Source organism: Ferrovibrio sp., assembly GCF_046297595.1.
In the GTDB taxonomy this organism is placed as follows: domain Bacteria; phylum Pseudomonadota; class Alphaproteobacteria; order Ferrovibrionales; family Ferrovibrionaceae; genus Ferrovibrio.
Map to the genome: position 1 here is coordinate 41,349 of NZ_JBKBHT010000001.1, position 14,073 is coordinate 55,421.

A 14,073-nucleotide genomic window follows, 5' to 3' on the forward strand; every position below is an offset into this window, starting at 1 on the left:
AACGGCTCAGTTGGCCGGCAGGCGCACGCCGTTCGGCCACTGCCGGGCGGTCTGCTTCAGGTCGGGGTTCTGCACCGACGGCGCGCGCTTGCTGTCGAGTTGACGCACGGCCGTCGCCACCTTGTGCTCGACCGCCACTTCCGACGGCGAGCGCAGACGCATCTTCACATAGGCTTCGCGCAGCGCCTCGGCTACCCGGCGCTCCAGCACGCTGCCCGGCCCGGTGATGCGCCGGCGCACGATGATGTTCAGCGCGTCGATATTCAGGCCGATGATGGCATGCAACCTTGTCGACGGCTGGGTCAGGCCGCCGCACAGGTTCTTGAGGTTGTCGGCATAGAGCGTGACCAGCGGATAGCCAAACAGGCTGCCCTGCCCCTTCAGTTCCAGCGCGAGGTCGTGGATCCATTCGTAATAGCGGCCACGGCCGATGGAGTTGAAGGCGGCCGAACCCCAGGCTTCCTTCATGGTCTGCATGGTGTCGCGCGCGCTGCGTTCGAAGTCCGCCTGGTTTTCCACGATCACCTTCTCGATCTGGCCACGCAGTTCGGGCGTCAGACGCATATCCTGCCCCCGCTTGTAATTCACGGCCTTACGCTTCAGGTCGCCGCGGTTGGCGACCAGCCGGCCGGCGGCGTGGGGATCGAACATTGCTAGTCCTCGCTCCAGGCGGGCCGAATCGGGCCGTCCCGCCATGAAATCATCATGGCAGGCGAAGCAGTTAGCAACTGGGAAAGCAGGCCCCGCCCGGCTGGCGGGGCAATCGCGCCTCAGGCGTCGCGCTGGATGACGCGCAGGCGGTGATTGCAGATATCGATCTTGTCGGCCATGCGGGCACGCCAGACCTGGTCGGCCTCGCGCTCGGTCTGGAACGGACCATAGCGTTCCTCGGTGCCGGCCATCGGCGCCGGATCGGCCAAGTCCTTGAAAATACCGCCTTCAACGTAAAACACGGGCATCGTCCTCATCCTCCGGCCTGTCTTCCGGATACAGGATATTATTCCGCAACTGCGAAGAAAAATACAGGCCCTCGAAGGTTGTAAGTTGGTAACGGACCCTACGGTTTTGGCCCGAATTGGACCCTGAGTGCATCCACGACCTCGGTCAGCGGGGCATTCCAGTCCCCGGGATGCGGCTGCCGGAAACACCGCATGGCCGGATAGAACGGGCTGTCAGCACGATCCAGGAACCAATACCAGAGCAGGCCGTAGCCCGGAGCGGACAGCAGCAGCCAGACAGGCAGGCCCAGGGCCCCGGCCAGATGGGCGACCGTATTGCTGACAGTGATGACCAGATCGAGTCCCGCATACTGGGCCGCCGCCCCGTCCAGTTCCTGCAGCGGGTCGACGGTGCTGTCGCGCCAAAGTGAGACGCCCTGCCCCGTCTCGAGAGCAGCCCTTTCCGCCGTGGTCTCGCCATACTGCAAATCGACCCAGAAGGCATCGACGGCGGCAAAGATCGGCGCGAAATCGCCGAGCCGCAGGGACTTCTGCGGGCCGAAATCGGCATTGGCACTGCGCCAGGACAGGCCGATGCGGGGCCGCCCGCCGGCCATGTCGGCGAGGCGCCGGCGTTGGGCGCCCGCCATGACTGGGTCGGGTAACAGGAAACCGGAAACCATTGCAGCAGCTTAAGCATCCCCGCATGCTGGCGCCAGAGATGTCGAAGAACCCCAAAACATCCCCCGCCGCGCTCATGCAGGCCGCTCTCCGGGCCCTGAAGGACGGAAACACGGCCGCCGCCATCCAGCATTTCGCCACGGCACGTCGGTTCCTGCCAACCGATGCAGGTCTGCTGCACAGCCTTGCCATACTGTATCGGCAGGAACGCCGCTGGGCCGAATCCTGGTCGGCGGCAGAAACCGGTCTGCGCCTGCAACCCGATAGTGCGGATTGCGGCGCCGCACGCGCGGCCGCGCTGGGTTGTCTGCTGCTGGATCAGGGCGCGGCAAGCGAGGCCCTCTTCTGGCTGCGGCAGGCGCTGGCCGCGCAGCCGGAATGGCCCGAGATTCTAAGCCAAGCGGCAGAAGCAGCCTATCGCAGTGGTGAAATGACTTCGGCCCGCAGCTATCTGGATCGCGCCGTCGCGCTGGAGCCGGACAATCGGACCCTGCGCATGGCCCGCGCCACCATTCTGCTGAGCCAGCAGATATGGATGCCGGGCCTGCAGGATTACGAATACCGCCTGCGCCCCACGCCGGGGCTTGAAGTGTTGCGCGACGGACTGCACTCGCCGCGCTGGCAGGGAGAGGATATGGCGGGGCGTTGTCTGCTGGTGGTGGCGGAACAGGGTATCGGCGACCAGATCCGTTTCGCCGGCGATCTGCGCGACCTCGTGTCACTATGTGGCCGGCTTATCGTCGAATGCGAATCCCGGCTAGTCCCGCTGCTGGCACGCAGCCTACCCGCCATAACGGTGGCGCCGAGCCGTCAGCGGCGCAACGGCAACCGGTATGTCTTCGATTACGGCTGGCTTGCCGAACTGGGGCCGGTGGACGCCTGGATCGAAATCGGCAGCCTGGCCCTGCGATTGTTCGAACGGAACCTGCCACCGGACCGCCTCCGGCGATAAAACTGGGCTCTTGCCGCCCGGCCGCATCGTTCTAGCTCTCTTTTCAAAGAGTTAGACTGGAATGAATATCCCATGCGCCATCGCCTGCTCCTCCTGCTGCTGCCTTTCGCCCTCCTGTCGCTTGCCGCCTGCGGAACCGACCGCCCGGACCCAGCCGGCCAGGCCGCCTATGGGTCTTTCGAGCTGGAACGGTATTTCACGGGCCGGGTGAAGGCTTGGGGCCTGTTCGAACCCCGCTTCGGGGGGGCGGTACGCCAGTTCACGGTCGATATCCGGGGCAGCCGGGATGGCAATGCCATCGTGCTGGACGAGGATTTCCGTTTCAGCGACGGGGAGATCCAGAAACGCGTCTGGCGCATCCAGCCCGATGGCGCCGGCAACTACTCCGGCACAGCCGACGATGTGCTGGGCGTCGCCCAAGGCCAGACGCGGGGCAGCGCGCTGGCTTGGGCCTATGATCTGCGGCTGAAGACCCAGTCCGGCGGCATCGATGTCGGCTTCGACGACTGGCTCTACCGCTTCGACGACGAGATCGTGCTGAATCGCGCCACGGTGACGAAATGGGGCCTGCCGGTGGGCAGCGTGACCCTGGCTTTTCGCAAGATCGAGTAGGTTGACGGGGCCGGGCGACCGACCTATGGTCGCCGCGCTTTTGGGGCCCGGCGGTAAGGTTAACTGTCTGGCCAATCAAGCAGACCTCTGTGAGCCCGTAGCTCAGCTGGTAGAGCAAGCGACTTTTAATCGAGAGGTCCCGGGTTCGAATCCCGGCGGGCTCACCACCTCTGCCTCCCCACACGCCCATTTTATTCGTGATCTGGTTGCTTCATCGGCTATGCTGCTGATGAACAGGGGGGAAACTCCGTGAACAGGCAGATCGTCGAGAGCAGGTTCCGCCTCGATCCGAGCCTGCGTTTCGACCGCCCCGAGCTGCGAGAACTGGCGGCCTTGTGGGAGGAGAAACGCGCCGGACGGATTGCGCCTGACCGGGCCGATTTCTCCCCTTTTGTCCTGCGCCCCTACCTGCCCCGCATCCTGATCTACGAAGTCGCGCGCAGCGAAGCCGGACGGCGCTTCCGTATCCGCCTGTATGGCACGCTGATCAGCCAGTATTCCGGCCGCGATCCGACCGGCAAATACGTTGACGAGATCATGAACGAACAGGCCTATGCCGATTTCAATCGCGGCCTGTCATGGGTGGTGGATGAAGCAAAACCGCTGCGCGCCGCTGGCAGTTACTATTTCGTCGACCGCAGCTTCGTGACGTTTGAATCGATCACCATGCCCCTCATTGTCGACAACAGCGAGCAGATCGATCAATTGCTGAATGTCACGTATTACGACGACGAGGCTTAAAACCAGTCGCGGGTCAGCCGGAACACAAGGCTGACAAGCCCATAGGCAATCGCGGCGAACACGGCGGCAATGGCAAAAACCCGCAGGTGCCGCAGCAGCATCGCTAAAGCGGTTCTATGTCGCCGAGTGCCTGGCCGGCGTGGAAATCGGCGGCAAAGGCCTGCAGCCGGCCTTCGGCAATGGCGCCGCGCATGCCGACCATCAGATCCTGGTAATAGGTCAGGTTATGCTGGGTCATCAGCATGGCACCGAGGATTTCGTCAGAGCGCACCAGGTGATGCAGATAGGCCCGGCTGTAGTCGCGGCAAGCGGGGCAGCGGCAATGCTCGTCCAGCGGCCGCGGGTCTTCGGCATGGCGCGCATTGCGGATGTTGATGCTGCCGCGCCGCGTGAAAGCCTGGCCGGTGCGGCCCGAGCGGGTCGGCATCACGCAGTCGAACATGTCGATGCCGCGCATAACGGCACCCACCAGATCAGAAGGCTTGCCCACACCCATCAGATAGCGCGGGCGGTCGGCGGGCAGATGCGGCACGGTCACATCCAGCGTAGCGAACATCTCCTCCTGCGTCTCGCCCACCGCAAGGCCGCCCACGGCATAGCCGTCGAAACCGATGCCGAGCAGGCCTTTGGCGGATTCCTCACGCAACGCGGCATTGGTGCCGCCCTGCACGATGCCGAACAGGCCATAGCCGTCGCGCTGTCGGAAAGCCGTCTTGCAGCGTTCGGCCCAGCGGATGGACAGCCGCATCGCCTCGGCGGCGCGCTTCTCGGTGGCGGGCAGCTTGACGCATTCGTCCAGCTGCATGGTGATGGTGGCGTCCAGCAGATGCTGGATCTCGATGGACCGTTCGGGCGTCAGTTCATGGCGCGCGCCATCGATATGCGACTGGAAAGTGACGCCCTGTTCGGTCACTTTGTTGAGCTGCGACAGCGACATCACCTGGAAACCGCCGGAATCGGTGAGAATCGGCCCCGGCCAGTTCATGAACTTGTGCAGGCCGCCCAGCTTCGCCACGCGCTCGGCCGTCGGCCGCAGCATCAGGTGATAGGTGTTGCCCAGGATGATCTGCGCGCCGGTTTCGCGCACCGCCTCGGGCGTCATGGCCTTGACAGTTGCCGCAGTGCCAACCGGCATGAAGGTCGGCGTCTCGATCACGCCATGGGCGGTTTCGAGTCTGGCCCGGCGGGCGGCGCCATCGGTGGCGCTGACGGAAAAATGGAGGGTCATTTCGGAGCCTGTCTGAACAGCAGGCTTGTATCGCCGTAGGAATAGAAACGGAAGCCCTTCTCCACCGCATGGTGGTAGATCGCGCGCTGGCCATCCAGCCCGACAAAGGCCGCCACCAGCATCAGCAGGGTGGATTTGGGCAGGTGGAAATTGGTCATCAGGCCATTGGCGACGCGGAAATCGAAACCGGGCGTGATGAAGATGTCGGTCTCCCCAGCAAATGGCTGCAGATCGCCGGTGGCGCGCGCGGCAGTTTCCAGTAGGCGCAGCGAGGTGGTGCCGATGGCGATCACCCGCCCGCCTGCGGCTTTGGCCTCCTGCACGGCTGTCACGGTCTCGGGCGTCACCTCGCCCCATTCGGCATGCATTTTATGTTCTTCGACCCGCTCGGCCTTCACCGGCAGGAAGGTGCCGGCACCGACATGCAGGGTGACGCGGGCAAAGCGAATGCCGATGCTTTTCAGTTGTCCGATCAGGTCCGGGGTGAAATGCAGGCCGGCGGTGGGCGCGGCCACGGCACCGGCCTTTTCGGCGAACACGGTCTGGTAGTCGCTGCGGTCACGCGCATCGGCCGGGCGCTGGGCCGCGATGTATGGCGGCAGCGGCATGGCGCCAGCAGTTTCCAGCGCCATCAGCAGTTCGCCATCGTCGCGGTCAAAGGCCAGAACGATCTGCTCGCCCTCGCGCCCCACGGTTTCGGCACGGATGCCGCCATCGAAAACAATCATGTCGCCCGGCTTCAGCCGCCGGGCGGGCTTGGCCATCGCCGTCCAGCGACGGTTGCCAAGGCTTTTCAGCAGCAGGGCCTCGACCTTTACCTCGGCGGGGCCGCGGTCGCGCCGGCCGAACAGCCGCGCCGGGATCACCTTGGTATCGTTGAAAACAAGCAGGTCGCGTGGCCGTAGCAGCAGAGGCAGGTCGCGCACCACCCAGTCCTTCGGGTCGATCCTGCCGTCATGAAAATGCAGCAGCCGGGCGGCCTCACGCGGCACTGCCGGCCGCTCGGCGATCAGCGCGGGCGGCAGGGTGAAGTCAAAGTCAGATACCAGCATGGCTCAGCCTCCCGGATGGGAGGCGCAGGCGTCAGGCGACGTCGGCGGCGACGCGCAGCGAGACGATCTTGTCGGGATCCGTAACGCTGCCATTGCGGGCCTGGTCACCGCGCTTGATGGCGTCGACATGCTCCATACCCTCCACCACCTCACCCCAGACGGTATACTGGCGGTCAAGGAAACGGGCATCGGCGAAGCAGATGAAGAACTGGCTGTCGGCGCTGTTCGGGTTCTGGGCACGGGCCATCGAGCAGGTGCCACGCTTGTGCGGGGCGTCGTTGAACTCGGCATCCAGCTTCTGGCCCGAACCGCCGCTGCCATCGCCGCGCGGATCGCCGGTCTGGGCCATGAAGCCCTCGATCACGCGATGAAATTTCAGGCCGTCATAGAAATTCTGCCGCGCCAGCTCCTTGATGCGGGCGACATGATTGGGCGCCAGATCGGGACGCAGCGCGATGGTTACGCGGCCATCCTTCAGTTCCAGATACAGGGTGTTTTCGAGATCGGCGCTCATCGGAATTCCTCGACGTTACTTGATGTCAGCCGCGACGCGCAGCCGGATGATCTTGTCAGGGTCGGTGACCTGGCCACTGCCGGGTGCACCCTTCTTGATGCGGTCCACCGCCTCCATGCCCGAGATCACCTTGCCCCAGACGGTATACTGGCCATCCAGGAAAGAGGCATCCTCGAAGCAGATGAAGAACTGGCTGTCGGCGCTGTTCGGGCTTTGGGCGCGGGCCATCGACACGGTACCGCGCTTATGCGGTTCGCGGCTGAATTCGGCATTCAGCTTCTGACCCGAGCCGCCGGTCCCGGTGCCGGTGGGATCCCCGGTCTGGGCCATGAAACCGCGAATGACACGATGGAACACGATGCCGTCATAGAAGCCTTTGCGCACCAGCTCCTTGATGCGGGCGACATGCTTGGGCGCCAGGTCCGGACGCATGGCGATCACCACCTTGCCGCCGTCCTTCAGTTCCATGACCAGGGTGTTTTCGGGATCGTCGATGCGCTGGGCGTGGGCGGCCACCGGCCAGGCCAGCGCGGCAGCCAGCGCGAGGGTCAGCAGGTGGCGACGGAGGATCGGCATGTCAGGCATCGCCATTGGCTTTCAGGGCCGCGACGCGGGCGCGCATGCGCTCGGCCACGCGGGGCGAGACGAAGGGATTGATGTCGCCGCCCAGCATGGCGATTTCCTTCACCAGGCGCGAGGCGATGAACTGATGATTGTCGGAGGCCATCAGGAAAACGGTCTCGATCTCGGCATTCAGGCGGGCATTCATGCCGACCATCTGGAATTCGTATTCGAAATCCGACACGGCGCGCAGGCCGCGGATGATCATGACCGCGCCGATGTCCATGGCGAAATGCATCAGCAGGTTGGAGAACGGCTTGACCTCGAACTCGGTGGCACCCGGCATCAGCGGGCCGATTTCCTCGCGGACCATCTCGACACGTTCTTCCAGCGAGAAGAATGGCCCCTTGCCTATATTCACGGCAACGCCCACCACCAGCTTGTCGACCAGTTTGCCGGCCCGCTTGATGATGTCGTAATGACCCTTGGTTACCGGATCGAACGTGCCCGGGTACAACCCGATGCGCTGCTTGGTCATCACTCCTCCCCAGAGTCACCTGCATCGTCATTCGCGGACGAGCCGTCATCCTGGCCCTCGTCCTGCGCGGGGCCACTTTCCGGCAAATGGGCGACCGACGCAACCTTCTCGCCCTCGCCGAGCTTGAAGATGATGACGCCCTGGGTATTGCGGCCGGCGATACGGATGCCGTCCACGGGGCAACGGATCACCTGGCCGCCATCGGTAACCAGCATGATCTGATCGTCATGCTCGACCGGGAAAGCGGCCGTGACGTTGCCGTTCTTGGGGGTAGTCTCGATATTGATGATGCCCGAGCCGCCGCGGCTGGTGATGCGGTATTCATAGGCCGAGCTGCGTTTGCCGAATCCCTTTTCCGTAGCGGTCAGGATGAACTGCTCTGCCGCCTGCAGCTCGGTGATCCGCTCCATCGGCAATTCCGAGGCCAGCTCCACGCCGGTCTCGCCCTCGCGGATGCGCCGCTGGGCCGTGGCGTATTTGAGGTAGGCCTCGCGTTCCTCGGCCGAGGTCTCGATATGGCGCAGCACCGACATCGAGATCACGCGGTCGCCCTCGGCCAGCTTCATGCCGCGCACGCCGGTGGAGGCCCGGCTCTGGAAGGTTCGCACATCGGCCACGGGGAAGCGCACGCACTTGCCCTCGTAGGAGGCCAGCAGGATGTCGTCCTGCTCGGTGCAGGGCAACACGCCGACCAGGCTGTCATCGGCATCCTCGCCCTCGAACTTCATGGCGATCTTGCCATTGGCATTGATGGTGACGAAGTCGCTCAGGTCGTTGCGGCGGACATAGCCCTTGGCGGTGGCGAACATGACATGCAGCTCGCCCCACTTCGCCTCGTCCTCGGGCAGCGGCAGCACCTGGGTGATCTTCTCGCCCTCGGCCAGCGGCAGCAGATTGACGAAGGCCTTGCCGCGCGACTGCGGCGTGCCTTCGGGCAGGCGATAGACCTTGAGCTTGTAGACGCGGCCGATATTGGAGAAGAACAGCACCGGCGTATGAGTGCTGGCCACCAGCACGCGGGTGACGAAATCCTCGTTCTTGGTGCTCATGCCGGTGCGGCCCTTGCCGCCGCGCTTCTGCAGGCGGTAGGTCGACAGCGGCGTGCGCTTCACATAGCCGCCGAAACTGACGGTCACGACCATGTCCTCGCGCTGGATCAGGTCTTCGTCATCCTGCTCGAATTCCATCTCGGCGATCTGGGTCCGGCGCGGCACGGCGAAGCGCTCGCGCATCGAAACCAGCTCGGCGCGCAGAATGCCCATCAGCTTCTCGCGGCTGCCGAGGATGGAGAGATATTCGTTGATCTCGCTGGCGAGCGTCTTCATCTCGTCGCCGATCTCGTCGCGGCCCAGCGCGGTCAGGCGCTGCAGGCGCAGGTCGAGGATGGCGCGCGCCTGGGTTTCCGACAGCTTGTACTTGCCGTCGATCACCTTGTGGCTCAGGTCGTCGATCAGGCCGATCATGTCGGCCACATCGGCGGCCGGCCATTCGCGGGTCATCAACTGCTCGCGCGCCGTCTGCGGGTCGGGCGCGCTGCGGATCAGCTTGATCACCTCGTCGATATTCGCCACCGCGATGGCCAGGCCGACCAACACATGGGCGCGGTCGCGCGCCTTGCCGAGCAGGAAGCGGGTGCGGCGGAGGATCACCTCCTCGCGGAAATTGATGAAGGCGCCGATCAGCTGCTTGATGTTGAGCAGCTCGGGCTTGCCGGCATTGAGCGCCAGCATGTTGACGCCGAAGGAAGTCTGCAGCGGCGTGAAGCGGTAAAGCTGGTTCAGCACCACGTCGGCCATGGCGTCGCGCTTGATCTCGACCACCACGCGCACGCCGTCGCGGTCGGATTCATCGCGCAGATCGGAAATGCCCTCGATCTTCTTGGCGCGCACCAGCTCGGCGATCTTCTCGATCATCGAAGCCTTGTTCACCTGATAGGGAATTTCGGTGACGATGATGGCTTCGCGATCCTTGCGGATTTCCTCCACATGCACCTTGCCGCGCATGATGACCGAGCCACGCCCGGTCCACATCGCCGCCTTGGCACCGGCGCGGCCGAGGATGATGCCGCCGGTGGGGAAATCCGGTGCCGGCAGGATTTCCAGCAGCTGCTCCAGCGTCACATCCGGATTGTCGACATAGGCGCAGCAGGCATCGATCACCTCGCCCATGTTATGCGGCGGGATGTTCGTGGCCATGCCGACGGCGATGCCGTTGGCGCCGTTGACCAGCAGGTTCGGGAACTGCGCCGGCAGCACCGAAGGTTCCTTCGTGCTGTCGTCGTAGTTGGACTGGAAATCGATGGTGTCCTTGTCGATATCCGTCAGCAGGGCTTCCGCCGCCTTTTCCAGGCGGATTTCGGTGTAACGCATCGCCGCGGCCTTATCGCCGTCCATCGAACCGAAATTGCCCTGGCCATCGAGCAGAAGCTGGCTCATGGAGAATGGCTGCGCCATGCGCACCATGGCGTCGTAGATCGACTGGTCGCCATGGGGGTGGTATTTACCCATCACGTCACCGACCACGCGGGCCGACTTGCGGTAGGGTTTGTCGGACAGATAGCCGTTCTCGTGCATCGAATAGAGGATGCGGCGATGCACGGGCTTCAGGCCGTCGCGCGCATCGGGTAAGGCGCGCGACACGATCACGCTCATGGCGTAACCGAGATACGAACGCTGCATCTCCTCTTCGATGGAGATGGGCTGGATGTCGTGCGGAAGCTGCGGCTGATCGGTCACGAAACGGGCGTCCGGAATAAGGGTTTTTATGGGTCGAATCGGGTGCCCGAACAGGCCCTCTGCGGCCCTGGAATCAGGCCCCGGAAACTACCATGGCGAGGGTGGCCGCAGCAATGCCGGGAGCCCCTCTAACAGGGGGGAAATCAGGGGTCAAAAAGACCGGTTTTCAGCCAGTTCCACTGGTCTTCGCCGCAGGCCGCCAGCATGGGGCTGCCCCACGGCTTGTCGGCGGCGCGATGCAGGGCGCCAGCCGGAGGATCGGAGGCCCGATAAGGCGTGCCGTCGAGCCGGCGCACCACCCCGCCGGCCTCGGTCAGCAGCAATGCGCCGGGCGCGTGGTCCCACGGGATACAGCGGCCGTAAATGCCATAATGGATCTGCCCCAGCGCCATCGCCGGATATTCCTGACCCGAGCAGCGCATGTTCAGCACGCCGGCAGTGCGGTCGAGCCGATAGGCAATCCGCGCGGCCAGGTCGCGGTCCTTCATGCGGAAATTGGCCACGCCGGCAATATGCGCCAGCGATGGCGGATTGGCGGTGCGCAGCCGTTGCAGGCTGCCATCCGGTTCACGCAGGAAAGCCCCGGCGCCCTTCTCCGCCATGTGCAGGCGACCGGTGGGAGGATCGAGAATCCAGCCCGCCACGGCATCGCCGTCCTTCACCAGGGCGACCATGCAGGCAAAAAGTGCAGAGCCGGCGGCAAAACTGGCGGTACCGTCGATCGGATCGATCACCCAGTGATAGCCGGGTTCGCCCAGCAGGCCGATCAGGGCGGGATTGGCGCTGACGGCCTCCTCGCCCACGGTACGCGAGCCAGGCAGCAGGGCTTCCAGCCGTGGCGTCAGGAAAGCTTCCGCCTCCTCATCGGCGATGGTGACCAGATCAGCCTGGGCTTTTTCGCGGATGTCATCAACACGCAACCGGCGGAACCGCGGCATGATGATCTCGCGCCCGACCTGCCGCAGCAGATCGCCCACGGCTTCCATGTCGATGGTCATGGCAGGATCAGGGGTCGAAGATGCCGGCCTTGAGCCAGTTCCACTGATCCTCGCCGCAGGCCGCCACCAGGGGGCTGCCCCAGGGTTTGTCGGCGGCGCGATAGAGGCTGCCGTCCAGGCGTTTCGCCACGCCGCCGGCCTCGGTGATCAGCAGGCAGCCGGCCGCATGGTCCCATGGCAGGGCGCGGTTATAGACGGCGTAGTGGATATGGCCGTCGGCGATGGCAAGGTATTCCTGCCCGGCGCAGCGCAGGATCAGCACGCCGGCGGTCTTGTCGGCGCGGTGGCCGATGCGGGCGGCGAAATCGCGGTCGCCGTAGCGGATATTGGGCGCACCGGAAAGATGCGCCAGCGAAGGCGGCTTTGGCGTGGCTAGCCGGCGCTGGCTGCCATCGGCCTCGCGCATCCAGGCACCGCCGCCTTTCTCGGCCATGGCAGTAATGCCGCGCACCGGGTCGTGGATCCAGCTCGCCACGGCATCGCCATCCTGCACCAGCGCGACCATCACGGCGAACAGCGCATTGCCGACGGCGAAATTGGCAGTGCCGTCCACCGGATCGATCAGCCAGGCCGCACCGGGACGACGCAGGGCGTCCATGATGCTCTCCTCAGCGCTGGCTGCCTCCTCACCCACCACGGTGGAACCCGGGATAAGGTCCTGCAGTCGCGGGGTCAGGAAAGCCTCGGAATCCTTGTCCGCAATGGTCACGACGTCATGCGGCCCGGCCTTCTGGTCGATATCGCCGGTCTTGAGCTGGCGGAACCGCGGCATGATCGCCGTGTGTGCCGCCTCCTCGATCAGCAGCCGCACCACATCCATGTCGATCCTTGCGGTCATGCCCGCTGTCCTTCCTGTCGTTTGAGCCATTTGCCGGCTTCGGCCTGCGACAAGGCGACCGAAAGTTTCAGATGGCCGTCCTGTTCCCGTATATCCAGCACTTCGCCATGCCTGTGCAGCCAAGCCAAAGCCGCGCCGTCGCCGGCATCCAGCGTGACGGCCAGCTCGACCCGGTCGCTGGCCAGCATGCCATCGATCCGTTGCAGCAATGCGTCGCAACCCGCGCCCTCCAGGGCGGAAATCACGATGGCGTCCTGCTGGCGCGCGGCCTGGTTCTGCAGGGTTTCGCGCGCCTCGGGATCGAGCTGGTCGGCCTTGTTCCAGGCCTCAAACAGGCGATGGCCGCTGTCTTCCGTCACGCCCAGCGAAGCCAGCACATCGCGCACATCGGCGGCCTGCGCTTCGCAATCGGGATGCGACATGTCGCGCACATGCAGGATCAGGTCGGCCGAGATCACCTCTTCCAGCGTGGCACGGAAGGCCGCCACCAGATGGGTCGGCAGTTCGGAGATGAAACCAACCGTGTCGCTGAGGATCACGTTCCGGCCCGATGGCAGGCGCACCGTGCGCATGGTCGGGTCCAGCGTGGCGAACAGCAGGTCCTTGGCCATCACCTCGGCCGCCGTCAGGCGATTGAACAGGGTGGATTTACCGGCATTCGTGTAGCCCACCAGCGCCACGACCGGATAGGGCACCTTCTGCCGCGCCCGGCGATGCAGCGAGCGGGTATTCACCACCTGCTCGAGGTCGATCCTGATGCGGGCGATGCGCTCGCCGATCAGGCGGCGATCGATTTCGAGCTGGCTTTCGCCGGGGCCGCCAAGGAAGCCGAAGCCGCCGCGCTGCCGCTCAAGGTGGGTCCAGGACCGCACCAGCCGCGAGCGTTGGTAGTTCAGGTGCGCCAGTTCGACCTGCAGGCGGCCTTCCTTGGTGCGGGCGCGGGCGCCGAAGATTTCGAGGATCAGGCCGGTGCGGTCGATCACCTTGGCCTTCAGCGCGCGTTCCAGATTGCGCTGCTGCACCGGGGTTACGGCCGCATCCACGATCACGACATCGACCGGATGCTCGGCGATCCAGGCCGCCAGTTCCTCGGTCTTGCCGCTACCGATCAGGGTGGCGGGCCGCCAGGCCGACAGCCAGACGACCTCGGCATGCACGACCTCAAGGTCGATGGCGGCGGCCAGGCCAACCGCCTCGGCCAGGCGAGCCTCGGGGCGGCGGCGCAAGTCGGCTGCCGTTGCCTTGGGACCGGGGGATTTGAGCGTGGGATGCAGGACGAGCGCACGCCGGGTGCGCTCGTCGCCGCCTTCGATGTGATCTGGCATTACCGCCATATAAGCAATGCCCGCGGGATTACCAACCGGGACATCGCCATCGGGAACAAAAAAGGCTTAGCCCTGCTCTCCCGCCGACTGGGCGCCGCCGCCCTGGGCGGCCGGGTCGAACAGCTGGATCGGGCCGGACGGCATCACCGTGGAGATGGCGTGCTTGTAGACCAGCTGCATGTGACCGTCCCGGCGCAGCAGCACCGAGAAATTGTCGAACCAGCTGATGATGCCCTGCAGCTTGACGCCGTTGACGAGAAAGACCGTGACGGGGGTTTTGGTTTTGCGGATGTGGTTGAGGAAGACATCCTGGACGTTTTGAGGCTTGTCGGCGGCCATAGTTGTTGGACCTTTCTTTTC

At 64.6% G+C, this 14,073-nt stretch carries 16 protein-coding genes and 1 tRNA gene; 4 read left to right on the plus strand and 13 right to left on the minus strand.

Annotated elements, in window-relative coordinates; all coding sequences use genetic code 11:
• Positions 1-6: 6 nt before the first annotated feature.
• The 3 genes from ACK4FJ_RS00260 to ACK4FJ_RS00270 all read right to left on the minus strand — a co-directional run bounded on the left by ACK4FJ_RS00260 (position 7) and on the right by ACK4FJ_RS00270 (position 1,588).
• Positions 7-651, minus strand: coding sequence for a hypothetical protein (locus ACK4FJ_RS00260; RefSeq protein WP_409762238.1), 645 nt, complete (start codon positions 649-651; stop codon positions 7-9).
• A gap of 119 nt (positions 652-770) precedes the next feature.
• Positions 771-959 (minus strand): hypothetical protein, encoded by a 189-nt coding sequence (locus tag ACK4FJ_RS00265; protein WP_374304582.1) that lies wholly within the window; start codon positions 957-959, stop codon positions 771-773.
• Between the two features lie 98 nt (positions 960-1,057).
• Positions 1,058-1,588 carry a hypothetical protein gene (locus ACK4FJ_RS00270; RefSeq protein WP_409762241.1) on the minus strand — a complete coding sequence of 177 codons (531 nt, stop codon included), beginning with the start codon at positions 1,586-1,588 and terminating at the stop codon, positions 1,058-1,060.
• A gap of 107 nt (positions 1,589-1,695) precedes the next feature.
• Here ACK4FJ_RS00270 and ACK4FJ_RS00275 point away from each other — a divergent pair, with 107 nt between their 5' ends.
• The 4 genes from ACK4FJ_RS00275 to ACK4FJ_RS00290 all read left to right on the plus strand — a co-directional run bounded on the left by ACK4FJ_RS00275 (position 1,696) and on the right by ACK4FJ_RS00290 (position 3,924).
• Entirely contained in the window at positions 1,696-2,571 is an 876-nt protein-coding gene (locus ACK4FJ_RS00275) for a tetratricopeptide repeat protein (protein ID WP_409762244.1), read from the plus strand.
• 72 nt (positions 2,572-2,643) lie between these two features.
• Complete coding sequence (locus tag ACK4FJ_RS00280) at positions 2,644-3,183, plus strand: DUF3833 family protein (protein WP_409762247.1); 540 nt, start codon at positions 2,644-2,646, stop codon at positions 3,181-3,183.
• A gap of 91 nt (positions 3,184-3,274) precedes the next feature.
• Positions 3,275-3,350, plus strand: a tRNA-Lys gene (locus ACK4FJ_RS00285).
• 82 nt (positions 3,351-3,432) lie between these two features.
• A complete protein-coding gene (locus ACK4FJ_RS00290; protein ID WP_409762250.1) occupies positions 3,433-3,924 on the plus strand; it encodes a PAS domain-containing protein in 492 nt (163 codons plus the stop codon).
• A gap of 103 nt (positions 3,925-4,027) precedes the next feature.
• On the opposite strand, the gene tgt is transcribed toward ACK4FJ_RS00290, so the two are convergent.
• The 10 genes from tgt to hfq form a co-directional block, all read right to left on the minus strand.
• Positions 4,028-5,152, minus strand: coding sequence for a tRNA guanosine(34) transglycosylase Tgt (tgt, locus tag ACK4FJ_RS00295; protein ID WP_409762253.1), 1,125 nt, complete (start codon positions 5,150-5,152; stop codon positions 4,028-4,030).
• On the minus strand, positions 5,149-6,204 hold the full coding sequence (gene queA, locus ACK4FJ_RS00300) for a tRNA preQ1(34) S-adenosylmethionine ribosyltransferase-isomerase QueA (RefSeq protein WP_409762256.1): 1,056 nt from the start codon (positions 6,202-6,204) through the stop codon (positions 5,149-5,151). The genes tgt and queA overlap by 4 nt, the downstream gene beginning before the upstream one ends.
• A 31-nt stretch (positions 6,205-6,235) precedes the next feature.
• Positions 6,236-6,718: a peptidylprolyl isomerase gene (locus ACK4FJ_RS00305; protein ID WP_409762259.1), complete on the minus strand. Its 483-nt coding sequence runs from the start codon at positions 6,716-6,718 to the stop codon at positions 6,236-6,238.
• A gap of 15 nt (positions 6,719-6,733) precedes the next feature.
• Complete coding sequence (locus tag ACK4FJ_RS00310; protein WP_409762262.1) at positions 6,734-7,294, minus strand: peptidylprolyl isomerase; 561 nt, start codon at positions 7,292-7,294, stop codon at positions 6,734-6,736.
• Position 7,295: 1 nt separating this feature from the next.
• Positions 7,296-7,817: a pantetheine-phosphate adenylyltransferase gene (gene coaD, locus ACK4FJ_RS00315; RefSeq protein ID WP_409762265.1), complete on the minus strand. Its 522-nt coding sequence runs from the start codon at positions 7,815-7,817 to the stop codon at positions 7,296-7,298.
• Positions 7,817-10,552: a DNA gyrase subunit A gene (gene gyrA / locus ACK4FJ_RS00320; protein ID WP_409762268.1), complete on the minus strand. Its 2,736-nt coding sequence runs from the start codon at positions 10,550-10,552 to the stop codon at positions 7,817-7,819. The genes coaD and gyrA overlap by 1 nt, the downstream gene beginning before the upstream one ends.
• A gap of 143 nt (positions 10,553-10,695) precedes the next feature.
• Positions 10,696-11,550: an inositol monophosphatase family protein gene (locus ACK4FJ_RS00325; protein WP_409762271.1), complete on the minus strand. Its 855-nt coding sequence runs from the start codon at positions 11,548-11,550 to the stop codon at positions 10,696-10,698.
• A 7-nt stretch (positions 11,551-11,557) separates the two neighbouring features.
• Positions 11,558-12,388 (minus strand): inositol monophosphatase family protein, encoded by an 831-nt coding sequence (locus tag ACK4FJ_RS00330; RefSeq protein WP_409762275.1) that lies wholly within the window; start codon positions 12,386-12,388, stop codon positions 11,558-11,560.
• Positions 12,385-13,713 (minus strand): GTPase HflX, encoded by a 1,329-nt coding sequence (gene hflX / locus ACK4FJ_RS00335; RefSeq protein WP_409762278.1) that lies wholly within the window; start codon positions 13,711-13,713, stop codon positions 12,385-12,387. The genes ACK4FJ_RS00330 and hflX overlap by 4 nt, the downstream gene beginning before the upstream one ends.
• A gap of 66 nt (positions 13,714-13,779) precedes the next feature.
• Positions 13,780-14,052, minus strand: coding sequence for an RNA chaperone Hfq (gene hfq, locus ACK4FJ_RS00340; RefSeq protein WP_409762281.1), 273 nt, complete (start codon positions 14,050-14,052; stop codon positions 13,780-13,782).
• Between the last annotated feature and the right edge of the window lie 21 nt (positions 14,053-14,073).